This window comes from Chryseobacterium sp. B21-037, assembly GCF_028570785.1.
Taxonomy (GTDB): Bacteria; Bacteroidota; Bacteroidia; order Flavobacteriales; family Weeksellaceae; genus Chryseobacterium; species Chryseobacterium proteolyticum.
Map to the genome: position 1 here is coordinate 1591252 of NZ_JALGCB010000001.1, position 25441 is coordinate 1616692.

23 protein-coding genes, 3 tRNA genes and 1 pseudogene are annotated in these 25441 nt (G+C 35.7%); 13 read left to right on the forward strand and 14 right to left on the reverse strand.

From position 1 onward, the window contains the following. Nucleotides 1-24: 24 nt before the first annotated feature. Nucleotides 25-2229, reverse strand: coding sequence for a DNA helicase RecQ (recQ, locus tag MTQ00_RS06980; protein WP_172278637.1), 2205 nt, complete (start codon nt 2227-2229; stop codon nt 25-27). 161 nt (nt 2230-2390) lie between these two features. Here recQ and MTQ00_RS06985 point away from each other — a divergent pair, with 161 nt between their 5' ends. From MTQ00_RS06985 to MTQ00_RS07005, 5 genes are all read left to right on the forward strand, one after another. After that, nucleotides 2391-3350, forward strand: a complete 960-nt coding sequence (locus MTQ00_RS06985) for a KpsF/GutQ family sugar-phosphate isomerase (RefSeq protein WP_273648236.1) — start codon at nt 2391-2393, stop codon at nt 3348-3350. A 114-nt stretch (nt 3351-3464) separates the two neighbouring features. After that, complete coding sequence (locus MTQ00_RS06990; RefSeq protein WP_273648237.1) at nt 3465-4160, forward strand: type 1 glutamine amidotransferase domain-containing protein; 696 nt, start codon at nt 3465-3467, stop codon at nt 4158-4160. Between the two features lie 175 nt (nt 4161-4335). Next, a complete protein-coding gene (gene tatC, locus MTQ00_RS06995) occupies nt 4336-5163 on the forward strand; it encodes a twin-arginine translocase subunit TatC (RefSeq protein ID WP_273648238.1) in 828 nt (275 codons plus the stop codon). 277 nt (nt 5164-5440) lie between these two features. Further along, the gene (locus tag MTQ00_RS07000; protein WP_273648239.1) at nt 5441-7072 is read left to right on the forward strand and encodes a M1 family metallopeptidase; all 1632 of its coding nucleotides are present in this window, start codon (nt 5441-5443) and stop codon (nt 7070-7072) included. Between the two features lie 112 nt (nt 7073-7184). Continuing rightward, complete coding sequence (locus tag MTQ00_RS07005) at nt 7185-9041, forward strand: M61 family metallopeptidase (protein ID WP_273648240.1); 1857 nt, start codon at nt 7185-7187, stop codon at nt 9039-9041. A 62-nt stretch (nt 9042-9103) separates the two neighbouring features. Here MTQ00_RS07005 and MTQ00_RS07010 read toward each other — a convergent pair whose 3' ends face one another. The 3 genes from MTQ00_RS07010 to pepE all read right to left on the reverse strand — a co-directional run bounded on the left by MTQ00_RS07010 (nt 9104) and on the right by pepE (nt 12450). Next, nucleotides 9104-10273 (reverse strand): sensor histidine kinase, encoded by a 1170-nt coding sequence (locus MTQ00_RS07010; protein WP_273648241.1) that lies wholly within the window; start codon nt 10271-10273, stop codon nt 9104-9106. Between the two features lie 7 nt (nt 10274-10280). Further along, nucleotides 10281-11654, reverse strand: a complete 1374-nt coding sequence (dacB, locus tag MTQ00_RS07015) for a D-alanyl-D-alanine carboxypeptidase/D-alanyl-D-alanine endopeptidase (RefSeq protein ID WP_273648242.1) — start codon at nt 11652-11654, stop codon at nt 10281-10283. Nucleotides 11655-11754: 100 nt separating this feature from the next. Continuing rightward, nucleotides 11755-12450, reverse strand: a complete 696-nt coding sequence (pepE, locus tag MTQ00_RS07020; protein ID WP_273648243.1) for a dipeptidase PepE — start codon at nt 12448-12450, stop codon at nt 11755-11757. A 192-nt stretch (nt 12451-12642) separates the two neighbouring features. Between pepE and MTQ00_RS07025 the strand changes: the two genes are divergently transcribed. Further along, on the forward strand, nt 12643-13194 hold the full coding sequence (locus MTQ00_RS07025) for a tetratricopeptide repeat protein (protein WP_172278655.1): 552 nt from the start codon (nt 12643-12645) through the stop codon (nt 13192-13194). 45 nt (nt 13195-13239) lie between these two features. Here the strand turns inward: MTQ00_RS07025 and MTQ00_RS07030 are convergent, their stop codons facing one another. Beyond that, entirely contained in the window at nt 13240-13728 is a 489-nt protein-coding gene (locus MTQ00_RS07030) for a YdeI/OmpD-associated family protein (protein ID WP_273648244.1), read from the reverse strand. Nucleotides 13729-13927: 199 nt separating this feature from the next. Here MTQ00_RS07030 and fsa point away from each other — a divergent pair, with 199 nt between their 5' ends. Continuing rightward, nucleotides 13928-14581 carry a fructose-6-phosphate aldolase gene (fsa, locus tag MTQ00_RS07035; RefSeq protein WP_273648245.1) on the forward strand — a complete coding sequence of 218 codons (654 nt, stop codon included), beginning with the start codon at nt 13928-13930 and terminating at the stop codon, nt 14579-14581. A 53-nt stretch (nt 14582-14634) separates the two neighbouring features. Here fsa and MTQ00_RS07040 read toward each other — a convergent pair whose 3' ends face one another. The 3 genes from MTQ00_RS07040 to MTQ00_RS07050 all read right to left on the reverse strand — a co-directional run bounded on the left by MTQ00_RS07040 (nt 14635) and on the right by MTQ00_RS07050 (nt 17799). Beyond that, entirely contained in the window at nt 14635-15522 is an 888-nt protein-coding gene (locus MTQ00_RS07040; protein ID WP_273648246.1) for a GLPGLI family protein, read from the reverse strand. A 62-nt stretch (nt 15523-15584) separates the two neighbouring features. After that, nucleotides 15585-17432, reverse strand: a complete 1848-nt coding sequence (locus tag MTQ00_RS07045) for a M56 family metallopeptidase (RefSeq protein WP_273648247.1) — start codon at nt 17430-17432, stop codon at nt 15585-15587. Nucleotide 17433: 1 nt separating this feature from the next. Continuing rightward, complete coding sequence (locus MTQ00_RS07050) at nt 17434-17799, reverse strand: BlaI/MecI/CopY family transcriptional regulator (protein WP_172278665.1); 366 nt, start codon at nt 17797-17799, stop codon at nt 17434-17436. A 331-nt stretch (nt 17800-18130) separates the two neighbouring features. On the opposite strand from MTQ00_RS07050, the gene MTQ00_RS07055 reads away from it, so the two are divergent. After that, entirely contained in the window at nt 18131-18712 is a 582-nt protein-coding gene (locus MTQ00_RS07055) for a hypothetical protein (RefSeq protein ID WP_273648248.1), read from the forward strand. Between the two features lie 71 nt (nt 18713-18783). On the opposite strand, the gene MTQ00_RS07060 is transcribed toward MTQ00_RS07055, so the two are convergent. The 3 genes from MTQ00_RS07060 to MTQ00_RS07070 all read right to left on the reverse strand — a co-directional run bounded on the left by MTQ00_RS07060 (nt 18784) and on the right by MTQ00_RS07070 (nt 19079). Continuing rightward, a tRNA-Met gene (locus MTQ00_RS07060) sits at nt 18784-18856 on the reverse strand. A gap of 38 nt (nt 18857-18894) precedes the next feature. Continuing rightward, nucleotides 18895-18967 (reverse strand) — tRNA-Met (locus MTQ00_RS07065). A gap of 39 nt (nt 18968-19006) precedes the next feature. Then, nucleotides 19007-19079: transfer RNA gene (locus MTQ00_RS07070), tRNA-Met, on the reverse strand. A gap of 101 nt (nt 19080-19180) precedes the next feature. Here MTQ00_RS07070 and MTQ00_RS07075 point away from each other — a divergent pair. The 5 genes and pseudogenes from MTQ00_RS07075 (at nt 19181) to MTQ00_RS07095 (ending at nt 22444) form a co-directional block, all read left to right on the forward strand. Then, nucleotides 19181-19791, forward strand: a pseudogene (locus tag MTQ00_RS07075) (L-threonylcarbamoyladenylate synthase). 156 nt (nt 19792-19947) lie between these two features. Then, a complete protein-coding gene (gene yaaA, locus MTQ00_RS07080) occupies nt 19948-20706 on the forward strand; it encodes a peroxide stress protein YaaA (RefSeq protein ID WP_273648250.1) in 759 nt (252 codons plus the stop codon). Next, entirely contained in the window at nt 20707-21555 is an 849-nt protein-coding gene (gene prmC / locus MTQ00_RS07085; RefSeq protein ID WP_273648251.1) for a peptide chain release factor N(5)-glutamine methyltransferase, read from the forward strand. Between the two features lie 56 nt (nt 21556-21611). Continuing rightward, on the forward strand, nt 21612-21998 hold the full coding sequence (locus MTQ00_RS07090) for a 5-carboxymethyl-2-hydroxymuconate Delta-isomerase (RefSeq protein WP_273648252.1): 387 nt from the start codon (nt 21612-21614) through the stop codon (nt 21996-21998). 86 nt (nt 21999-22084) lie between these two features. Continuing rightward, a complete protein-coding gene (locus MTQ00_RS07095; RefSeq protein WP_172278677.1) occupies nt 22085-22444 on the forward strand; it encodes a DUF4180 domain-containing protein in 360 nt (119 codons plus the stop codon). Here MTQ00_RS07095 and MTQ00_RS07100 read toward each other — a convergent pair. The 3 genes from MTQ00_RS07100 to MTQ00_RS07110 all read right to left on the reverse strand — a co-directional run bounded on the left by MTQ00_RS07100 (nt 22395) and on the right by MTQ00_RS07110 (nt 25438). Then, nucleotides 22395-23411: an NAD-dependent epimerase/dehydratase family protein gene (locus tag MTQ00_RS07100; RefSeq protein ID WP_273648253.1), complete on the reverse strand. Its 1017-nt coding sequence runs from the start codon at nt 23409-23411 to the stop codon at nt 22395-22397. The two genes, MTQ00_RS07095 and MTQ00_RS07100, sit on opposite strands and share 50 nt — an antisense overlap. Then, nucleotides 23408-24193: an SDR family NAD(P)-dependent oxidoreductase gene (locus MTQ00_RS07105; RefSeq protein WP_273648254.1), complete on the reverse strand. Its 786-nt coding sequence runs from the start codon at nt 24191-24193 to the stop codon at nt 23408-23410. The genes MTQ00_RS07100 and MTQ00_RS07105 overlap by 4 nt, the downstream gene beginning before the upstream one ends. Before the next feature lie 144 nt (nt 24194-24337). Continuing rightward, entirely contained in the window at nt 24338-25438 is a 1101-nt protein-coding gene (locus MTQ00_RS07110) for a helix-turn-helix domain-containing protein (protein ID WP_273648255.1), read from the reverse strand. Nucleotides 25439-25441: the final 3 nt, after the last annotated feature.

Genomic DNA, 25441 nt, shown 5'->3' on the forward strand with positions numbered 1-25441 from the left:
TCGGATAAGGTTCATATTTTTAATTTAATTAGCTACGTCACTAATGAATTTTATCCTTAACATTCTGACCTCTTCATCAGAAAGCTCATCTCCGAATTCATCCAGCAATACTTTCATGCTATCGCTTTCAGAATCATTCATGAATTCCATGAAGCCATCTACAATATCTTCATCGAAATTATCTTCAATATAGTAATCAATATTCAGCTTCGTTCCCTGGTATACAATACTTTCCATTTCTTTCAACAATTCATTCATTGTTAAATTTTTGGCTCTTGCAATATCCTCAAGATCGATCTTCTTATCGGTACTCTGAATAATAAATACTTTGTGGCTCGATTTATTCGCTACCTGTTTCAGTACCATATCCTGAGTACGTTCAATATTATGGTCTTCAACATAGGTTTTTATGTAGTCGGCAAATTCCTTTCCATACTTTTTGGCTTTTCCTTCCCCTACTCCATAAATCTTGGCAATTTCCTCCACTGTGATCGGATACTGAACCGTCATGTCTTCCAAACTAGGATCCATGAATACCGTATAAGGAGGAATTCCGTATTTTTTAGCTACTTTTTTCCTCAGTTCCTTTAAAAGACCAAATAAATTCTGGTCCAGTCCTCCTCCGGATTGCATCTGCACCTGATCACTTTCCGCTTTTGACTGTGTAAGGTCAAATTCGCGGTCTTCTGCTATCATAAACACGTGATCTAAATTATGGTCCAGAACCTGTAGGCCTTTATCCGTAATCTTTAAAACACCGTACGTTTCAATATCTTTTTGCAGAAAATTCTGAACAGTAGCCTGTCTTAAGATCGTTTTCCAATAGTTATCTTTCTGATCTTTCCCGAAACCGAAATATGAACTTTGTTCAAGCTTGTACGATTTGGTGACAGCACTTTCTTTTCCCGAGATCACAGAGATCAGGTCTTTGGATTTAAACTTTTCTCCAGTTTCCCTGATCAGTTCCAGAACTTTCTTCAGATCTTTTGTAGCATCCTTTAATTTTGGAGGGTTTGATGCATTATCACACATTTTAGCTCCTTCTCCATTAACAGGATCAAAAGCTTCACCAAAGTAATACAAAATATACTGTCTCCGGCTCATGGATGTTTCAGCATAACCTACCACTTCATTTAAAAGTTGTAATCCGATTTCCCTTTCTGAAACCGGCTTTTGAGCAAGGAACTTTTCAAGCTTTTCGATATCTTTCGGATCATAAAAGGCTAAGCAGTGTCCTTCTCCACCGTCTCTTCCTGCGCGTCCCGTTTCCTGGTAGTAACTCTCTAATGACTTCGGAAAATCGTAATGGATTACAAACCGCACATCCGGTTTATCAATTCCCATCCCAAAAGCAATGGTTGCAACAATAACATCAGCATCCTCCATGAGGAATTTATCCTGATTAGCCACTCTTACCTTCTGGTCAAGACCGGCGTGATATGGTAATGCATTGATTCCATTCACTTGTAAAAGCTGCGCAAATTCCTCTACTTTTCTCCTGCTTAAACAATATATAATTCCTGATTTTCCCTTATGCTGATTAATAAATTTTACGATTTCAAGATCTACATTGACTTTCGGGCGTACTTCGTAGTATAAATTAGCACGGTTGAAGCTTTCCTTAAATACCAATGCATTCGTCATTCCCAATGTTTTCTGGATATCATCCTGAACCTTAGGAGTTGCCGTGGCTGTAAGTGCAATAACGGGAACGTCGGCAATTTTATCGATAATCAATTTCAGATTTCTGTATTCCGGTCTGAAATCGTGTCCCCACTCTGAAATACAGTGAGCCTCGTCAATAGCAAAGAATGAAATTTTAACTTCCTTAAGGAAATCCAGATAATCTTCTTTAATTAATGATTCAGGAGCAACATAAAGTAATTTTGTCTTCCCGCTTTTAATATCATCAAAGACCTGCTTGGTTTGGGTTTTATTTAATGATGAATTTAAAACATGTGCTACTCCATCATCAGATGAAAGACCATTTACGGCATCTACCTGATTCTTCATTAATGCGATTAAGGGAGAAACTACAATCGCCGTCCCTTCAGAAATGAGTGCCGGAAGTTGGTAACATAATGACTTACCTCCTCCTGTCGGCATCAAAACAAATATATCCTTCCCTTGTAACAGATTTTCTATAATTTGTTCTTGTTGACCTTTAAAAGTAGAAAACCCGAAATACTTTTTCAATTCGCCCGATAAATTGGCTTTTTTTGCGCTCATCTAATTTTCTATTGCTAAATTTGCATCTAATCCAAAGTTATAAAATTTTTGCTTATAATAAAAGCGAACGAATTTATAAAAAATAAAATTTATATTAAATATTCTTTTTAAAGTATAAATTTATATCGGGAGAATTTTGTATACAAATTGTAAAGGTAAAAATGGAAAGAGCAAATATCATTTCAATAGCAAAAACAACATTAGAAATAGAGATTTCAGAACTTGAAAAATTAAAAAGCAGAATAGACAATGAATTTGTAAAAGCAGTAGAGGTTATTCATTCAGCAAAAGGAAAATTAATTGTTGTTGGAATAGGAAAATCTGCTCATGTGGGAAATAAAATTGTTGCCACACTCAATTCCACCGGAACTCCTTCCCAGTTCCTTCACGCCTCGGAAGCCATTCATGGAGATCTTGGAGTTATCCAGAAACAGGATGTGGTTTTATGCATTTCCAATTCCGGAAATTCACCTGAAATTGCCAATCTTGTTCCATTCTTAAAAGATTATTCTTCATCATTAATAGGAATGACAGGAAACAGAAAAAGCAAACTGGCAGAATTTTCTGAAATCATTTTAGATACCCATGTTGACCTTGAGGCCTGCCCCAATAAACTAGCTCCGACCAGTTCTACTACCATACAGATGGCACTGGGAGATGCCCTGGCAATCTGCCTGATGGAACTCAACGACTTTAAAGAAAACGATTTCGCAAAATTCCACCCCGGAGGAAGCTTAGGAAAAAACTTAACCGCAAGGGTTGAACAATTCCTTTCATCACAAAAACCACAGGTAAGCGAAAATGCACCTGTACGGGATGTAATTATCTCAATCAGCGCATCGAGTCATGGAATTACTGTGGTTACAAAAGAAGATGAAATCATCGGTGTGATTACGGACGGTGACCTGAGAAGGATGCTGTTAAAAGATGAAGATATATCTAAGGTTCTGGCCAAAGATATCATGTCTGCCCATCCTAAAACCATTGAAAAAAATGTTCTCGCAAAAGATGCGATAAAAGTTTTAAAAGAAAACAATATCGGCCAGCTTATTGTAACCGAAAATGGTAAGTACTTTGGAATTATAGACCTTCACAAATTATTGGACGAAGGAATAATCTAAAAAATAACATCTTATAAAAATAAAGTTCCGGCTTGCTTCGCAAGCCGGAACTTTATTTTTACCCTTGCCAACATTTTTTAAAATCCATATCTTGTAAGAACAAATACAAAAAACATGAAGAAAAAAGCATTAATCGTAGTCACAAGTGTGGAAAAATACCCTGAAATGGATCGTGCAACCGGTTTATGGCTAGGTGAGGCAGTTCATTTTTATGAAAAATTATCCCAAAAAGGATATGAAATCGATTTTGTAAGCCCGCGAGGTGGTTACACTCCTCTTGATCCTGTTTCCCTCCAAATGTTTGTACAACCGGTGGACTGGAAATATTATGCAGATCAATCCTTCAGGGAAAAGTTGGCAAATACTTTAGAGCCTAAGGATATTCATGCAGAAGATTATGAAGTTATTTACTATTCCGGAGGACATGGTGTTGTATGGGATTTTCCTGACAATAAGGAGTTACAGGATATTTCAAGAAAGATCTATGAAAACGGAGGAATTGTTTCTTCTGTTTGTCATGGTGCTGTAGGTTTATTTAACATCCGGCTTTCAGATGGTGAATTACTGATTAAAGGGAAAACACTTACCGGTTTTTCAAATTCGGAGGAGGTAGCAGCTGAGTTAGCTGACCATATGCCTTATCTGACAGAAGATGTTTTAAAAAGCAAAGGTGCCAACTATGTTAAAGCCGATAAAGATTTTATTTCTTTCGCCGTTGCTGACGGAAGACTCGTTACAGGCCAAAATCCTCAATCAGGAGGAGCGGTTGGTGAAAAAGTGCTGGAAATATTGGAAAAACAAGAAAAGTAGAAATCTCAAAACTGATCCCGGTAATTTTTTACCGGGATCAGTGATTATATAAAAAGGACAGCAAAATCATAATCAATAATTACAATTACTCATTATAATTTCATAGTTTTGCATGCTTATATATTATAAAGTTTTTACTTTGTAAGACCTTAATATTCTAGATAGATTCTATATAATGGAAGAAAAAAAGGAAATGTCCTTTCTTGGGCACATTGGAGAATTAAGAGGGCATCTGATTCGCTCAATTATTGCTATTATTATTGCCGCTTTTATCATTGGCTTTAATATCAATTGGATTATGGACCATATTTTTTTCGGTCCTACCAGAAATGACTTTCCCACTTTTAAAATTGTTAATCACTTTTCGAGGATGATCCTCGGAGAAGACAGCATACATCTTCCAAAAGAATTTCCTGTTCGTGTACAAAGGCTTTATCAGCAGTTCAATGTCATGATGGCCGTTTCTATTTTCGGGGGGATTGTTCTGGCATTTCCCTATATAGTCTGGGAGCTATGGCGTTTCGTCAGTCCTGCATTACATCCGAAAGAAAGAAAAAATTCGATCTTCATTATCAATGCGGTGTGGATATTGTTTATGTCAGGGGTTTTATCAGGGTACTTTCTGATTCTTCCTTTTGCCGTCAACTTTGGGGTGATTTTCAAAATTTCCGATATTATCGTTCCTCTTTATGATCTGAGCGATTATACCACGTTATTCTTACAGGTTGTATTAGGTATGGGAGTGGTTTTTCTATTTCCTATCCTTATTTATTTCCTTACGACGATCGGAATTCTGAGCCCGAAATTCATGAAAACATACCGAAGACATGCTATTGTGCTCATCATGGTTGTAGCAGCTATTATTACTCCTGCTGATGTTTTAAGTATGATTATGGCAGCCCTGCCATTATTGTTGCTGTATGAATTCAGTATTGTCATGTGTTCTTACACCTATAAAAAGGTTCAGAAACGTGAAGGAAACCTGCCTGTCGTCCAGAAGTAGTGTCAGCAAAAAACAAAGACCAAAAGCGTCTTCTTACTATATTCCCGCAGATTGATCTGCGGGATTTTTTATGGATATAACCACTCGATTTATATTTTTTTTCAGGAGCTTAATCCTGCTTTCCGTTACAATCTTTTTTACAAAAAGGATTTTCACTTCAATCAGGGCTATTGTTTTGCCCGTTGTCACCGATATTAGTTTTAAGAACTATTTTATGCTTTCACAATTTATCTTCAATTAATTTTCTATTTTTGATAGATTAATAATTTGATATCAGATGAAAAAACTTTCATATTCACTTTTACTTGCATCAGGACTTGCTTTTGGACAATTCTTCGAAAAACCGGAAACATTTACAAAGCAGGACACTTTAAAAGGTTCTAACACCAAATTCCGAAACTTTTGGGATGTAAAAAGATATGATCTTTCCGTAGAACCGGATTTTGATCAGAAAAGCATTAAAGGAACCAACAAGATCAGTTTTGAAATCATCAAAGATGTCACCAACCCTACTTTCCAGATCGATCTTCAAAAACCTATGAAAGCCGATAAAGTAGAGGCTAGTTTTCCGATTGCCGACACCAAACAGGATGAGGATTTCATTTTCATCACCACAAATAAAAACTTCAAAAAAGGCGAAAAATACACCATTGATATCACCTATTCCGGAAATCCTGTGATTGCCAAAAAAGCACCCTGGGATGGCGGCTGGGTTTTTACCAAGGATGAAAAAGGAAATCCTTGGATGAGCGTCGCTGATGAAGGCATAGGGGTTTCTATATGGCTTCCTACAAAGGATATATGGAGTGACGAGCCGGATAATGGCATTACTATGAAAATCATTGCTCCCAAAGGTCTTGTTGGGGTTGGAAACGGACGTTTAATCGATAAAAAAGCGGACGGAGATAAAACCATATATACTTGGGAAGTTAAAAACCCGATCAACGGCTATTCCATTATTCCTAATATTGGAAAATACGTCAATTTTAAAGATACTTTTAACGGGGAAAAAGGGAAATTGGATCTGGATTATTGGGTATTGGATTATAATCTAGAAAAAGCAAAAAAGCAATTCCAGCAGGTAAAACCAATGCTATCCGCTTTTGAGTACTGGTTTGGTCCGTATCCTTTTTATGAGGATTCTTATAAACTCGTGGACTCTCCGTATCTGGGGATGGAACATCAGAGTAGCGTAGCTTATGGTAATCAATATATGAACGGATATCTGGGACGGGATCTGTCCGGTACGGGAGTGGGATTGAAATGGGATTTTATCATTATCCATGAAAGCGGACATGAATGGTTTGCCAATAATATTACCGCAAAAGATCAGGCTGACATGTGGATCCATGAAAGTTTTACCAATTATTCGGAAGTTCTTTTTACAGAAAAATACCTGGATAAAAAATCAGCAGATATATATGCCATCGGAATACGCAATATCATAAGCAATGACATCCCGATTATCGGTAAATACGGAGTTCGAAATGAAGGAAGCGGTGACATGTACCCTAAAGGTGCCAGCATGATCCACACGATCAGACAGGTTATCAACAATGATGATAAGTTCAGACAGATCCTAAGAGGTCTTAATAAGGAATTCTACCATCAGACGGTAACTACTCAGCAAATTGAAAACTACATCAATTCGAAATCAGGCATTGACTTTTCCAGTGTATTCAACCAGTATTTGAGAACTATTAAAGTTCCGACACTGGAATACTCTCAAAAAGGAGAAGCATTGAAGTTCAGATACACCAATGTTGTTAAGAACTTCAAGCTTCCTATCAGAATTGACGGAGAGCAAACTATAAATCCAACAGAGGAGTGGCAAACGGTAAAATTGAAAAAAGGTACTCCTGTTGAGTTTAATAAAAATTATTACGTGAATTATAAGAAGGTACAATAAGCTGAAATGCAGAAGGGCTTTTGCCATTTTAAGAAAAGTTTAATACCACAATGGAATCTTATTTGTAACAAAATCATTTTTAGAACAACTACTTAACTATAAATTCTAATCAATGAAAAAAATAGCACTAAGCTTAGGTATATTAGCCACTGTTTTGGCCAATGCCCAGTCTATTAAAACCAATATTGACCTGGTGAATGTAAAAGACGATAAGGTGGCGGTAACAATGGAATTTCCTAAAATGAAATCCGGCAATGTAAAATTCCATTTTCCTAAAACAGTTCCCGGAACTTATTCCGTGGATGATTACGGAAGATTTATAGAAGGTATCAAATTCTTCGATAACAAAGGAAGAGAGCTGGCCTACACTAAAGTGGATGACAATTCCTATGCACTTAAAAATGCTCAGTTTTTATCAAAGGTAACTTATCTGGTCAATGACAGTTTTGATGATGAATTGAATACTGAAAAACACAAAGCGGTATTTTCTCCGTCTGGAACTGATATTGAAGCTGGAAAAGTATATTTAATCAATACCCATGGGTTTATAGGATATATAGATGATATGCAGGATGTTCCTTACCAGTTGGTCATTCAGAAGCCCGCTGATTTCTATGGAACCACCGCCCTCGTAGATCAGGATAAATCAGAAGCTACAGACACTTTTACGCTGGCTAACTATGCAAAAGTGACAGATTCTCCGTTAATGTACACCAAACCGGACTATATTACTTTTAATGCAGGCGGTATGGATCTGGTTTTAGGCGTTTATTCTCCGACAGGAAAGTATAAAGCAGCTGACTTTAAAACCAACCTTGAAAAAATGGTCGTTGCCCAAAAGAAATTCCTGGGTGATATGAATACCAATAAAAAGTATGCGATCATGCTTTACCTTTCAGGTGGAGAAGGACCCCAGATTAAAGGTTTCGGGGCATTGGAACACCATGAGTCTACAAGTGTTGTATTACCGGAGGCCATGCCTAAAGAAGCTATCGATCAAACCATTACCGATGTTGTTTCACACGAATTCTTCCATACGGTAAACCCACTGAAAACTCACTCTGAAGAAATTCATTACTTCAATTATGCAGATCCTAAAATGTCTCAACATCTATGGATGTATGAGGGAGGAACAGAGTATTTCGCAAATTTATTCCAAATCCAGGAAGGATTGATCAACAAGGATGAATTCCTGAAGAGAATAGGTGAAAAAATCACCAATTCTAAGAACTATGACGACACAATGCCGTTTACCGTAATGAGTAAAAATGTTCTTGTAGAGCCTTACAAGGATCAGTACAGAAATGTTTACGAAAAGGGAGCCTTACTGGCGATGTGTATGGATATTGAGCTTAGAAAGTTATCCAACGGTGAGATGGGGTATCGTGATATGATCAGAAAATTATCACAGAGATTTGGTGAAAACAAACCGTTTAAGGACGACAAACTGATCGATGAACTGGTAACTGTTACCGGCTACCCGCAAGTTAAAGATTTTTACAACAAATATATTGCAGGAAATCAACCAACACCTTATGCTGACTATTTAAACCAGGTAGGTGTGGAAATAACAAAACAGGAAACTCCACCAATCTTCTGGTTTATTAAAGACCCAAACCAAACAGGATTTAACGAGAAAAACAATACTTTCATTTTTGATGAAAACTCTCCTTTATCTCCTTTTGCGAAGAGCATTGGTTTTAAAATTACGGATGAGATCTATGCAATAGACGGAAAAACTATTGATGTGAAAAATATACAGGCATTTATCAATTATACCAAAACCATCAAAGAAGGACAACCCGTGACAGTAACAGTTCTTAGAAAAAATGGAGATAAGACTGATAAAATAGAGCTGAAAGGAAAAGCAATCCTTGATAAGTTAACTATGGAAACGCTTAAATACAAAGCCAATCCTACACCGGCAGAACAAAAACTGCAGGATCAGTGGTTAACAGGAAAGAAATAATAAACAATACTTAATGAAAAAGCGGGGAACAATCCCCGCTTTTTTTATTTTTACAGACTTTCTTATCCTTTCTTAATTGTTATCCTAAAAGTAGTCCCCTTGCCCAATTCTGTTTGTGAAATCTTTATGTCACCGTTATGGTATTCCTGCACTACCCTTTTTGCAAGCGACAATCCTAATCCCCAACCCCGCTTCTTTGTTGAATAGCCCGGTTTAAACGCATTTCTTGCCTGCTGCTTTGTCATCCCGCTACCCGTATCTTTCACTTCTACCAGGATATTTTTATTTCTTTCAAATACGGACATTTGCAAAGATCCTTCCCCTTTCATAGCATCTACGGCATTTTTCACCAGATTTTCAATAACCCAGCTCATCAGGATCTTATTATGCGGAACCAGAATAGTATATGTCGGTAGCTGCAGGGTAAAACTTATCTTACTTGAAATCCTGGATTTTAAATATTCATAATTCTCCTGAATCATCTGATTAAAATTCATATCATTAAGCTCCGGCACAGATCCGATTTTTGAAAATCGTTCAGAAATGGTTCTCAGTCTCTCAATATCCTTTTCTATCTCTTCAATTCCTTCAGAATCCGGATTTTCCAGTTTCATAATCTCCATCCATCCGATCATGGATGAAAGCGGAGTTCCGATCTGGTGTGCGGTTTCCTTCGCCAGACCTGCCCATACATACCCTTCATCCGTTTTTTTAATCGTCCTCAGAAACCAGAATGAAAATAACAGGTAGGATAGGATAAATAGCCCTAAGAAATAAGGATAGTAACGCAAATTGTTAAGCAATGAAGAGTTATCATAAAATACAAACTGCTTATCACCGTTTGCCACTTCAATCTCAAATGGAGCATAATTATTTTCCATTTTTGAGATTAGCTTTTTTAGTTCTCCGGGATTTTCAAGAATTTCTTTGGCAATATTTCTTGAACTCCCTTCAAATATAAAAGGTTCTTTATTTTCATTCGTCAAAATTGATGGAATCTGATCATTCTCCGTTAATATCGCAAACAAAAGCTCCTGGGTCTCAGAACTTTTCTGCTTATTGTCCTGAAGAATCTTTATCGCAGTAGCGAAAACCTTAATTCTTTCAGCCTCTTTTTCCCTTAAATTTTTAATGAGAATATTAGATGAAACAATCAAAGCAATAACAATCACGGTAAGTAACGTAAATACAAACCAGTTATTGATTCTCGATAAAAACGGACGATTCTTCATACCTTTTTTATTTTAAAATATTCAGAATTTTCTGTAATTCCGTATTTCCGCTTCCCTGATAATTATTGATGATAATGGAGAATACATATTTTTTTCCATCCTTTGCCGTTTGATATCCCGCAAAAGATTTTGTATCCCTCATAGTTCCGCTTTTCATTTTCATCCCGTTTTCCTGCGTTGGGAATCCGTCATAATAGGCATCAAACCATGGTTGCTTTTTAGCATACAAGAGAGCCTGTACCTCCGCTTTTGCCGATACATAGTTCTGAGGAGAAAGCCCGCTACCGTCTGCAAAATTGATCATATTCGGATTAATCCCATTGGATTTCCAGAACTCTTTAAGATAGGCAACTCCGCTTTTAAAGCTTGAATTTCCCTTTTTCTCTTTCCCCAGTGTCTTAATAAGAGTTTCTCCATACAGATTAATACTCTTTCTTAGAAACCAGTATATAATCTTATCTAACGTCGGTGATTGATACGTAAGAAATATATTTTTCTTAGGAACTTCAAATATCTGTTTCCCCTCAATTTCGAGTTGGGAATTCGTAATAACCTTCCCTGAAAAGCTTATTCCGGCTTCCTTAAGCCACTGTTTTACTTCTACTCCCAATTGTAAAGGAGGATTTGGAGTTGATCCTGAAACGGTAACCGTTTTACCGGCAGGTAAAGTTCCGTTAATCAATGCCACATCCGAGTGTGGTGCCGTGAAAATAAGGCTCTGATCCGAACTTCCACCGGCTTTCAGGTCATTTAACCATTGAACTCCTTCCAGCGGATAGGAAAAGCTTTTAAAAGTAGTGCCGTTGATGTTGATATCAAACTGGTTCTCTCTCCAGTTGATCCCCCAAACTCCGGCGCCGTAATAATTCCCCAGATCATCCCAGGGCCAGCCCCCGGGAATCGTCTGATGGTCAAAATATGAATCATCGATCACCAGGTCTCCGTTAACCTTTGCAATTCCCTGCGTTTTGATTGCTTCGATAAGCTTTTTCTTAAAATTTTCAGGTTTGTATGCTTCGTATCTCCAGCTTCCCAGAGTAGGATCACCATTAGAACTGATCAATAGGTTTCCGTTAAGAACATCTTTTGAAATCGTACCCGAATAACCTGCTATTGTTTTAAAAGTATAATTTTTCCCTAATGTTTCCAATGCTGCCCCAGCCGTAAATATTTTCTGCGTGGAAGCAGTCGAAAGTCCTTTATTTCCCTGATAATCGTAAATCAAACGCCCGTTTTCATCGGTTACATAAAACGATAAACTGGATGCTATTCCTCCTGAAGAATTCATAAGATCATTTGTAGCATCGTCTAATTTTTGAGCGATATCCTGAGCAAAAACTATTTGTGTAGATAATATAAGAACACCAAGTGTTTTTTTCATTGCATCATTGTTATGGTGATTGATTATTTCGCAACTTATGTTGACTATATCATTGCTGAATAGTCCATTCTTTATTCAAATATAAAAAAAGATAGTGGGATCAGATTAATGAGCTTCCTGCCTCAATTTCATAGGGTGCCCTTCCCTTCTCAAAAATCCTTGTCAGTTCGCTTCCTTCAACCGTTATATTTCCACCAATTCTCCTGATCCAGTTTCCTTCACGCAACCCGATTACCTTTAAATCATTTTGGGTTAGAAATTCAAGAATTCTGGTTTCCCGGGTTTCGCCGTTATGTTTTAATTCCGGATTTGGATCCAGATAGTGAGGGTTCAGATTAAAAGGGACTAAGCCCATACAATCAAAACTTGGAGGATAAACGATAGGCATATCATTCGTTGTTTTCATATTTTGTCCTCCGATATTGCTTCCCGCGCTGCATCCTAAATAAGGCTTACCTTGTTCTATATTATTCTTTAAAACCGACATCAGATTTTCCTCATGTAAAGTTTTAACCAATAAAAATGTATTTCCACCTCCTGTAAAATATCCTTTCGCATTATATAAAGCAGCGGCTTTATCGTCAAATTCATGAAGGCCTTTTACTTTAATACCTATTGTTTCAAAAAAAGAACGGGCTTTTGCCGTATAATCGTCATGGGACATCCCTCCAGGCCTTGCATAAGGAACAAAGATGATTTCATCAACACCCTTATATAATTGTATTAATTCTTCTCTTAAATATTCCAGGTATTCGCCACCGAAAATGGTTGATGTCGAAGCTAATATGATATTCATACAATGAAATTATTGTGGTTATAAAACTAGTTGAAGTACAAAGATAACTGAAACCACAACGAATCAAAAATTAAGCTAAAAAAAACAGCTGTATCCGTTAATATTTTCTAAAAAAACTTAAAGCCTCTAAAATTTAGCCATTTATGGAATTATTATTGAATTTCAAAATGTAGAATTATAAAATATAAGATTATGAAAATCGTTAAAATTAATATCAAAAATCTATTTTTAGGTTTATTATTTGTAGGAGGAATGAGTTTGGTTAATGCACAGGTAGATAGTACCAAAACAACAGCCAATACAGCTGCAACAACTCAAGCTGGAGACACCAGTATTGAGGGTCTTAAAAAACAAATTGAAGCCAATCCAAAGGATACAGAATCGTTAGCTAAATTAGCTGCAGCTTACCAGGATGCTTCAGATTGGACCAATGCAGTGGCAACCTGGAAAAAGATATCTGTTTTATTACCCGATTGGGCTCCGGCATATTACAGCCAGGCTTATGCATATCAGGCTGCTAAAGATGATGCCAATGCTAAAATTGCTTATGAAAAGTATATAGCAACTGTAAAACCTGAGGAAGTAGAGCAAAACAAGAAAAATCTTGCGTATGCTTATTTCTATCTGGCCTTTTCAGAACAGCAGAGCGACCGTAATAAAGCAAAAGAACATATAGCTAAGTCGTTACAGTATGACCCTACCAATCAGGATGCTTTAAAACTTAGCAAAACCTTAAATTCATAAAAAATAAAATCCGGAAAATTTTCCGGATTTTATTTTTTATGAATTTTATTTGATCATTTTACCGAAGAAATCGGTTTCTCCTTTCAGGTGTCTTATAATTTTATCAATGTTTCTTTCAATGCTTGCCTCGGTTTTAAGGTTATTGATATAACGAACCAATTCCAGCTTTCTTGAAGGAATTAAACTTTCAAAATTACGCAGGGTAACAGGATCTTCCCTGATCGCCTGGTCAAGTTTAGGATGAATAACAATACTCCTGTCCGAGCTATCATATTCTATTGAAACTTCTATTATCTCACCAATTCTTTTGGGAGAATTCTTTAACATAACAAGATTTATATACAATCTCCATTCTCCGAGATACTTCATTAAATTCTGCTTATATTCCACACCATTCACTGTTCCTTTCACAGGAATAGGACTCTTTTCTCTTCCTGAAACTTCAAAAATTGTTTTTAATATTTCTTCAGGAATGAAAACAAAAGGATTAATTCCTATAATTTCAAGCCGTGCTGTAAACAGATTATTTTCCATATATGACAAATTTAGAAAATAGTTTAATAGGATAAAATAGTAGACAATCAATAGATATCCGACAGACTATTTATGTTTTCCAACCTCCAACCTCTAACCTTTAATATCTACCTTCCAGTCTCAAACCAACAAAACAGCAACTAAGTTTTCCACTCGCAAAGTATTCCTTATCTTTGCAGGAATAAATCTATGTAACAAAATGAAATTTTTTATTGACACTGCTAATTTAGAGCAAATTAAGGAAGCTAAAGATCTTGGAATTTTAGATGGTGTAACCACTAACCCTTCATTAATGGCTAAAGAAGGTATCCAGGGAGCTGAAGCAATCAAGAGCCACTACAAAACGATCTGTGAAATTGTAGATGGTGATATTTCTGCAGAAGTACTTTCTACAACATATGAGGAAATGATCAAAGAAGGAGATGAATTGGCAGCAATCCATCCAAACATTGTGGTAAAAATTCCGATGATTAAAGATGGTATTAAAGCATTAAAATATTTTTCGGACAAAGGGATCAAGACGAACTGTACATTGATTTTCTCTCCGGGACAGGCTCTTTTAGCAGCAAAAGCAGGAGCAACTTATGTTTCTCCATTCCTGGGAAGACTAGATGATATTTCTACGGATGGGCTTAACCTTATCCAGGAGATTCGTTTGATTTTTGACAACTATATGTACGAAACTGAGATTTTAGCAGCATCTATCCGTCATTCTATGCACATTATCGATTGTGCTAAAATCGGTGCTGACGTGATCACTTCGCCACTGGCTCCGATCTTAAGCCTGTTAAAGCACCCGCTTACAGACAGTGGATTAGCTCAGTTTATTGCAGATTCTCAGAAATTGGCTTAACAACTTAACCATATTGCATAAAAAATCCCGAAATGAATTCGGGATTTTTTATTTTATTTATAAAGATCAGGCTCTATTTTATTATTGTTATTTTTCATTTCTTCTCTCGCCCTTTTCTCTATATTCCTGTACATTTCATTCATATCAATGTCTTTCCCATCCTTATTTTTCATTCTTACGACAGCTCCGGCCGGAAGTGTGCTCATTGTTTGCTTCATGTCCTTTGTGGGATCTGCCTGATAATCTTTCCAGGCTTTTTTAAACTGTTTTTTTGTTACTTCGATATCTTTGCCCCCCAAACCGATCATAGTTACTCCCGGCATTTGTATGTCTTCGTCCTGGCTTATGTTTGTCTTTTTATTTCCAATCAAAGTCATTATATGCGAACCTGTTTTGTCTTCAAGCTTCACAATTAAACCGGGCAATCCATAGAATTTATAAGGTCCGTCCTGAAAAGGGATATCGGTACTAAACCAGGCAGTCCATTCTCTGCCTCCATAGGTTGTTGTTGCTTTTTGGGCGTTATACTCTCCTATTTTTTGTTTTTCAGAAAGAATCTTCCATTCAGGTTTTTGATCTTCTGCTATTTTATAGATTGTGTTCCCTATTTTTTCTGAAAGTACAACCTTATAGTCGGGATATGTTTTGGTAACGCTTGTAGCAATCACACCCGGTTTCATATTTTTTTTGATATTAATACTTTCTCCAAAACCGCCTTTCATTTGTTTTGTGATATCCGCTTTTGTTGTAGAGTCGGAGACAAATTTTTCACGGCTGTAATATTTTGAGCCATTTTTATCAATATCCAGGAGCATTACATCACTTTTTATATCCGCTCTGTTGGTGGAATCCGAGATATATTTATAATCATAATAAAACCTGTTTGCCTGGGCATGAGTAAGTATACTCAAAAGTAAAAAAAGTAAAATATTATTTTTCATAGGTTATTGAGACATAAAAAAGCTTTGCCAATTCTGGATTGACAAAGCCAATTGGAACTTTATTATTTTGTCTGAATTCTTATCTCTCCTGAAGGATCTCCGTCTTTTGTGCGCTTATTCACATTCATACTTTTAATATCCTTTGGATTAATAGCATCAAATTCTTTTCTGGTGACCTCTACTCCGTTAATGTATAATTTCATGTTACCGTAATTATTAGCGGATCCGTTTACTCTTGGAACTGTAAAAGTATTCACATCTTTAAAATTAGAGTTCAGCCTCACTGTCACCGGATTATCCGAATCGCTAAAACTGGATGTATACACATAAACTCTTCTATTGTTGCCATCCAATGCTCTTCTTTCTGCATCCAGCTTCATTCTTTCTGCATCAAGTTTAGCTCTTTTTTCGTTAAGCCTGGCACGCTTTCTATCGAGTTTCGCTCGTTTCGCAGCCGTTTCCATAGCTCCTTTTGCATTCTCGGAAGCCTTGGCAAGTTCTGCTGCATCCCATTTCATATCCTTAATTTCACTGAACTTTAATGCTTTCATTCGAGGAGCTGTCGGAGGGACCGGAGGCGTTGGCATATCCTGGAAATCGAAATTAATTTCAGGTATTTCAGGAATCTCAACGTTCATATTCTTGAGCTCTTTCACTTTATTCTTCCATTCATCGGATTTGAAAAAGTCATTAATTCTTTTAATTTCATTTCCATTAATGGTATAAGCCATTTTGAAATCATCGGAACTTGTAATTTTTCCCATTTCAGCTGACAGATCATTAAGCTCATCTACATTCTTCTGAAACTCTTTACTTTCCGGCTTAAGGCTTTTCAGAGCCATACTTTTTTCCTGAATTTTCTTTCCAAGATCTTTTAATTTCTCTGTTTCTTTTTTTCTTAACAGCTTTTGTTGTGAATCATCAATTTTACCAATCTTGGCAGGAATGGTGTCTTTTGTAATGGAAGTTACATTCTGAATTTTGGCTTCAGGCTGTTCTTCCATTCTGGATACTGCTTCCCGGATCGCTATGTTGGTTTCTTTAATTTCTTTATTCTTCGCATTTACCATATAGGCAAAAGCCACTGTAAATAAAACCGGTAATGCAAAAATCCTTCGCGCATACCCGAATTTGGTTTTGGGTTTTTGTAACATTTTTAGACGTTTTTTTAGATTTGAACTTAAAAACGGACTGGTTGCAGGTAACTGTGTTCCGGAAAAGTGACTTGCTAAAAGCATCTGCGCAAATGCTTTTGTGTCCGATTGTTTGACGGCTTTTTTATCAGCCAGGTATTCATGGATAAGACCGAGTTCTTTTTTCATCATATAAAAGAACGGATTGAACCAGAAGACTGAGGTAATCACTTCGATAAAAATTTTATCAAAGGAATGCTTCTGTTCAATATGTACCATCTCATGCTTTAAGATCTGTTTCCCAATATCAGAATTCAACTGTATTGAATTCTTCCAGAATAGATTTTTAAAGTATGAAAACGGTGCTTCACTAAGGTTTGTATGGTAAAAATTTATACCATCAAAACTCTCTTTTTGAAATTTCTTTTTAAGCTGTTGGATCCTAATGATCCCATAGATAAACCTTCCTAAAAAATAGAAAGAAACCAGTCCCAAAGCTGAAAAAATAATTCTAAAATAAATGTGGTCATTGCTTATGTTTTTATGTGAATTAAAATTCTGTAATTTATTGAGCAACAAATACACCTCATTATTCACTTCTATAGTAAAATCATCAACCCTCATAAGAGGTAATAACAATGAAAGTAATATAGCCGATAACAGATAGAATCTGTTATAATGATGAAATGTCTTGTCCTTTAAAGACAACTGATAATACAAAAATGTTACACCAGAACATACAATTACTTTCCCAAAGTATAGAAGTAGAGTTTCCATATCAGTTTTTCTTTTTGAGTTCGTTGAGCAGCATTTCAAGATCTTCTACCGTCATTTCATTTTTTTCTACCAAAAAAGAGACTGCACTTTTATAAGATCCTTTGAAATAATTTTTCACAAGACTTTTCATCGTCTTTCCCGAATACTGTTCCTTTGTGATCAGTGCAAAATATTCATGCTGTCTGCCATAAACATTATAATCAACAAATTCCTTATCCTTTAATACTTTTAGAATAGTTGAAACAGTATTTGTGTGAGGTTTGGGTTCAGGAAACAAATCAAGAATATCCTTGAGGAATCCTTTTTCAATTTTCCATAAATACTGCATTACCTGTTCTTCTGCTTTTGTTAAAGTCTGAATTATCATATCCTGTTCATTTATCTTGAATGATATATCATCGCTAAATTCTATATCACTATTTAATTAGTTATACAAATGTAGAAATAAATTACATTCAAACAACTATTTTTTTAGTGATAAACAGAATAAGTACGTAACTAATTGATATTCAATATAATATTTTTTATTAAAATATGTTAAATTTATAAGTAGTAATCAAATTCCACTGAATTATCAATAGAAAATTCTTTAATTACAATATAAATTCTTAAAACTTGTTAATTTTTATTAAATAAAATTAAAATGAATATGTTTAAACTGGGAAAATATATTTATTTTAGTGCTTTAAAAATTTCTCATGAAAAGATATAATTTACTGATTGTACTATTACTACTTATTTTTAACATTACTAATGCTCAGAAGAAAGGTTCGCCTGCTGCAGATTTCAGCGCTTTAAAGGAAGCAAAAACTAAAATTGAAAATACAGTTCCTGCGGTTATCGGACATTTACAAGCGATCTCTACCAAAGAAGGAGACAATAATATTCTTACCAACGGAAAAGCAGCACTGGGAAAAGAATATGGTATTTTAGAATCTGAATGGTACTTATACAGAGGAAATATGAACAACTGCATTTTAAATAATTCTTCAAAGAAAGCTAAAAAGTGCATGGAATACCACACCCAATACCTGAGAAATACGCTTATCAACTATAAAAACTATATTACTTACCTCACAAAAAAGAATGGATATCTTGGAGTGGAAGGTGATACTAAAATTGATTTTAATCCTAGTGAAATCACTACAAAATTAAATGACGCTTATTTTAATGGTGGTGATGCCTCCAACAGAATGAAAGGAAATCAAAAGAAAGAATTTCTGGGTCAGACAATGGCAGATGATCTTAAATTAAAACCTTATGCTGAACTAGCACAATAATATAATCCCGCTTTATGCGGGATTTTTTAACATAAAAAAGAGAATCACAAAGTGATTCTCTTTTGCTTTAGTAGCGGGAACCGGACTCGAACCGATGACCTTCGGGTTATGAGCCCGACGAGCTACCTACTGCTCCATCCCGCGGTGTATCTTTAGAGTGCTTACCGAAAGCACTTGCTTAGTAGCGGGAACCGGACTCGAACCGATGACCTTCGGGTTATGAGCCCGACGAGCTACCTACTGCTCCATCCCGCGGTGTATTTTTTAGAGTGTTTACCGAAAACACTTGCTTAGTAGCGGGAACCGGACTCGAACCGATGACCTTCGGGTTATGAGCCCGACGAGCTACCTACTGCTCCATCCCGCGATATTGGATTGCAAATGTACGACTTTTTTTTAAAATTCCTAATTTTTCTTTTAAATAAAGGAGTTTTATAAAAACTATACATTTATTTGTATCTTTGTTTTATGGCAAAAATATTAAAAATTTACCCTGACAATCCTCAGGAAAATCTTATTAATGAGGTGGTTAAAACCTTGAATAATGGTGGATTAATTATTTATCCTTCTGATACTATTTATGCATTGGGTTGTAATATTTTTGACATCAAAGCCATGGAAAAACTGGCTCAGATCAAAAAATGAAGCTGGAAAAAGCCCAATTTTCAATTATTTGTAACGACCTCAGTCACCTTTCGGATTTTACAAGACCCATTGATACTTCCGTATTTCGATTTTTAAAAAGCCACCTTCCCGGACCTTTTACATTTATTCTGGATGCCAACAAAAGTGTTCCTCTGGCTTATAAAGGACATAAAACAATCGGTATCCGTGTTCCAGACCACTCCATTCCTCAGCTGATTGTTGAAAAATTGGGACATCCGATTGCTTCTACCTCTATCAGGGATGAAGATGAAGTGATCGAATACTCTACCGATCCGGAACTCATCGCTGAAAAATATGATCATCTGGTGGATATTGTTATAGATTCAGGATACGGAGACAATGTAGCTTCCACTATTGTAGATCTTACTTCCGGAGAACCTGAAGTAATCAGACAGGGAAAAGGGATTATATAAGTTTTCTAAATAGAAGTTAGAAATTAGAGGTTAGAGGTTAGGAAGAAACTAAAAATGGGATATATTTCCGGATTTCCCCAATAACGATTATTATCCAACATTAAATATATATTGTTTATTATATACCTCTCACTGAGGTTCTTATTATATTATTTTATGAAAATCATTACATCACCGGCTAAATTAATGAACGTAGAAAATTCAACTGACCTGTTGAGATCCACTACCCCGAAATTCATTGAAGAGGCAGAATTTATACAATCATTTTTAAAACATAAATCACCTAAGTATCTTTCCGAACTCATGGAGATCTCTCCTAAGCTGGCAGATGAAAACTGGGAAAGAAATCAAAACTGGAAAGCAAATCCAAAGCCTAAAGAATCTGCACCGGCTATGTTTGCGTTCACCGGAGAAGTATACAGAGGGCTTGATGCCAAAACCCTGGATAAAAGTGCCGTGGATTATCTGCAGAAAAATTACAGAATGCTTTCAGGTCTTTATGGCTTGTTAAAACCTTCTGATAAAGTTATGTTGTACCGACTTGAAATGGGCCGTCATTTTGAATTTGATCAATACAAAAATCTATATGAGTTCTGGAGAGAGAAAATTACAGATCAGCTGAACTCAGAAATGAAGAAAAATGAGATTCTGCTTCAACTGGCAAGTAATGAATATGGAAAAGTAATTGACCGGAAAAAACTTAACCATAAAGTAATTGATTTCGATTTTTATGAATTAAAGGACGGAAAATTAAAAACGATTGTTGTGTATACCAAACACGCCAGAGGTCTTGTTGTAAGATTCTGTGCTGAAACCAATGCCCAAACGCTGGACGATATTAAAGCCTTTAATTATGAAGGTTATATGATCGACGAAGAAAAATCTACAGATACCAAATTGGTTTTTACAAGATAAATGACAATTTCAGAATTTAAAATCCATTTCAAAAAAGAGCTGAGTGATCTGTATACAGCATCTGAAAGTGCTTTCCTGTTTTCTGTTTTTGTTGAAAAATTAATCGGATTGGATCAATTCCAGCAAAGACGGTTTTCTCATCAGGAGTTGCTATCTGATGATGAAAAGGAGCTTCAGAAAATAACCGCAGAGCTAAAAACCGGTAAACCTTACCAACATATCCTAGGTGAAACGGAATTTTACGGGATGACATTTTTTGTGAACGAAAATGTTTTAATACCACGCCCCGAAACAGAAGAACTGCTTGAGATAGCCATTGATACAATCCAAAGTTCGTTTTCTGAACAGAAAGATCTTAAGATTCTTGATATTGGTACAGGAAGCGGAGTTATTCCTTTGGTTCTTAAAAAACATTTTCCGGATGCCGATGTTTCATCTATAGACTTTTCAGAAGCAGCTTTAGAAACAGCAAGAAGAAATGCTGTTTTTCATGGGCTGGATGCTCGTTTTATGTATGGTGACTATCTGAATTTTAAGCTTACTGAAAATTATGATGTCATTATTTCCAATCCTCCTTACATCGGGATTGAAGAAGAAGTTGAAATTGAATACTCTGTGAAAGGATTTGAACCACAAATGGCACTCTTCTCTCCTACTTCTGATGCTTTGATCTTCTACAGGAAAATCGCTGAAGACTCGAAAAAGAACCTGAACGGAAACGGATTGTTATTTTTAGAAATTAATCAAAAATTAGGGGCAGAAACCCTGGAGCTTTATTCTTTCTTTTCGGAGGCTCATCTTGTAAAAGATTTGTCTGGAAATGACAGGTTTATAACGGGAAAAAGATAGGATTCCGTTATTTTCGGTTTTAAGTTCTGTATCTTTAGCTCAAATTTCAAATAACCATGCCACATTTTATCATAGATTGCTCAGAAAATATTTTAGATCAGAAATCTCCCGGTGAAATAATGAATGCAGTTTACGAGACTGCAGAAAACTCCGGACTTTTTGCAAAAGGAGATATCAAAGTGAGATTAAAGCCTTTTAAATATTATAAGATGGATGATGGAAAGGAAAGCTTTATCCATATTTTCGGAAATATTATGGCAGGAAGAACAATAGAACAAAAGGCCAGCTTATCCAGACAAATAATAGAACGGCTGAATCTGATGTTTCCGGATATACCTATTCTGTCTATTAATATACAGGAGTTTGAAGCAGCAACTTATTGCAATAAATCTTTAATCAACCCTGAAAATACGAATAAGGACAGACACTTTCCTGGTCACTGATATTTTTTAAACGAAACAATATTTAGCATAATACTTGTTTTCCTTTACATCAATAAGCAAATTTTTACGTCAAAAATTAAATAATCATGGAATTTAAAACTCACCAGGTCAATGGTATCAAAGTAGCGGAAGTGATTTCCGATAACGCGATTATACAATCGGCTCAGGACGGTATCGATCTATTAGGTAACGCCTACTATCAGGGGTTTGATAAGGTGATTATCTATGAGAAAAATATAACCCCGGAATTCTTTGACCTCAAGACTAAAATTGCCGGCGATATTCTCCAGAAGTTCTCCAATTACAGAATGGGATTAGCCATTATAGGAGATTTTAGTCAATATGAAAGTAAAAGTATGAAAGATTTTATTTTTGAAAGCAATAAAACCAGGCATATTAATTTTGTTGAAACGTTGAAAGAGGCTTTGGAGAAGTTTTCAAAGTAGTATATTCTTTATTCTGAAAAAAATCTATCGCATCGGCAATTGCTTTATCTACGGACTGGTATTCCAGGTTTAATTGTTTTATTGACTTGCAGTTGGTATAATAATTATCTATTCTCAAAGCTTTCATGTTGGGTGAGCTTAGATTCGTCTTTACATTCAGCCATCTTAGTAAATCCCCTGTTATTCCCAAAAGTATCAGAATGAAATCCGGAAGTGGAAGCAATAAAGGGTTTTGATGGGTAATCAGATTTACTTTTTTAAAGAAGTCTTTATATTTTAAATTCTCATGCCCTAAAAGATACCGCTCTCCATTTTTTCCCCTTTCGATGGCATTAACGATTCCAGAGGCAACGTCTTCCACATGAACAAAATTCTTTCCTCCGGATGGGTAAAAAACCAGATTTTTCTTCCATACCCAATAAATAATTTTCCCCGAGCTGGGCTTCCAGTCATAAGGCCCGATCATAAACGTCGGATTTAGAATAACAACTTCAGTGGTTTTGTTGTTTCGGAAAAGAAAACCCTCAGCTTCTGATTTACTTTGAGCGTAATAAGATTTTGTGAAGGGATATTTTTGACCAGAGCTTTCATGACCTAATTCGTCAAGATTCCCATATCCCATCGTATTCGCAGTACTTACAAATAAGAACTTTTTAACCCTGGCTTCAACTGACTGTGAAAACAAATGAACCACGGCATCATAATTTGTTTTTCTGTATTCCTCATAGGAAAGCAGATCCTGCCCAGTTTCAGCAGCAATATGAATGACGAAATCCACCAGTTTAAGATGCGAGGAAACATCAGAAAACAAACTTCCCTCAACTAACCGGAGGTTTTCATCTTCCTGACCATAATAGCGACTTTTCTGCCGCACCAAAGCAATAACAAAATAACCATCTCTTAATAATTTTTTAACAACATGAGTTCCTAAAAGCCCGGTACTACCTGTAACAAAAACTTTTTTCATGCTTCTATTTCTTTTTTTATTGCGTTCGTCATCAAAGGTAATTTAATCCAGATGGGCAATATCTTCATTACCAGCCAACTTATAGGATTAACCATGATGACAGAATCTCTTTTGAATAGCTGGTTGACACATCGTGCAGCCACCTTATTAGGATCAAGCAAAGTCAGCTTTCCTAAAAAACCCTGTTTTTCAATTCTTTCGCAGACATCTTTATTGGTTTTCATTGCTCCCGGATTCACAACACTCACAAAAACATTGGTATCTTTTAGTTCCTCATGTAATCCCCTGGAAAAGGAATGGATAAATGTTTTGGAGGCGGGATAAACCGTTTTAAAACCAATCGGTGAAAATGCAGCCATGCTGGAAACATTTAAAATATAAGCTTTGGGTTGTTTCAAAAGATTAGGCAACAGCTGATGGGTCATTAAAGAAGTAGCCATAACATTGACCTGTAATATCGTATTGATATAATCAGGCGTAGCATCCACAAATTTTCGGGTTCCTCCCAGACCGGCATTATTAATTAAAATATGAATATTAAAAGACCTGTTCAGCTTCTCTGTTATGTACATTACATTTTCATTTATTGAAAGATCAATTTCATAATAATGGGTTTTTACATCATAGGTTTCTGCTATTTTTTCACTTAAATAAGCCACATTCTGACCAGGCAGACTGATAAGAATAACATTGATCTTCTTTTTAGCCAGATTCTCGACAAACGCCTTGCCTAATCCCTGACTTGCTCCCGTTACAACAGCAAATGATTCTTTAGTATCCATGATAAAAATTATGGTACAAATGTATCTTTATGAAGATCCTTTTCTGTTCCATCTTATATGACTGAACACATTTAAGCACAAATCATAAACAACTTAAAATCAATATAATAAAAGTAAAAAAGGTTAAAATTTATAAACCTGAACTTATTTTTTAAACTCAGAAGGGGTCTGATCAGTGAATTTTTTGAAGGTGGTATTAAATGAGGTCTTGGAATTAAATCCGGATTCGAAAGCAATCCCTAAAATGGAAAGCTTATTGGCGTCATTATTTTTCAGCAACTTTTTAGCATGCTCTATTCTATATTCATTAATGAACTGAAAAAAGTTTTTTTGAAAGCCGCTATTGATCACATACGATAAATGATGAGTAGAAACAGACAAGTGTTCTGCAAGCTTAATTAAATTCAGCTCACTATCCAGGTAAAGCTTTTCTTTTTCCATTACATTTTCGAGCTTTGTTTTAAGCCGGGATAGTTCTTCATCAGAAATGAGCTTTCGTTTGATTTCTTCATTTTCTGCTTCATCATTAATGGATATGAGCTCATCCCGTTGTTTTTCCTCAACAGGATAAATTTCTTTTTGCTTCAGCGAGTAATACGCTACAAAATAAACCACTAAAAGAAAAGCTATATTGATGAAAGCATTTAATGATGTAGAATCATAGAAAAGATTGTAGATAACATATACGATATTGATAATCAAAAGAATGAGAATAATATACTCCAGCCAATTAAGATTGATCCCTTCCGTATTAGCAGAGAATTGCTGAATTCTCTTTTGATGTTTCCGTATGGTAAAATAAGAAAGCCCTGTATAAAATACCGCCTGGAATAATATCAATCCTATAAATGTAAACTCAAAAAAAGATTGGTTTTCAAAGTTTCCGTAACGTTGTAACAACAAATTGATCAGAAAAATAACAGGTAAAACAGCATATTTTACGTCCGACCTCTTAAACTTAAATGAAGGATTTGTAAAAAATAAAACACTGAAATAAAACATAATGGGTGTAAAAAACTGAACGAACTGAACAAAAAGAATGGAATGAATTTCTATCGGAGAAACTTTGATCAGTGACCAAATTTCATCCAGCCAGTACGTAGACCACAAAAAAAGAAACAAACCAAACCATAGGTTGGCTTTTCGATTAACTTTAAGGGGATTGGCCAGTTTTAACAAAGAAAGCAAAACCAATGAACCATAGATAAGTATGACGATAAAACGATTCAACTCTATTGTATTCATTGG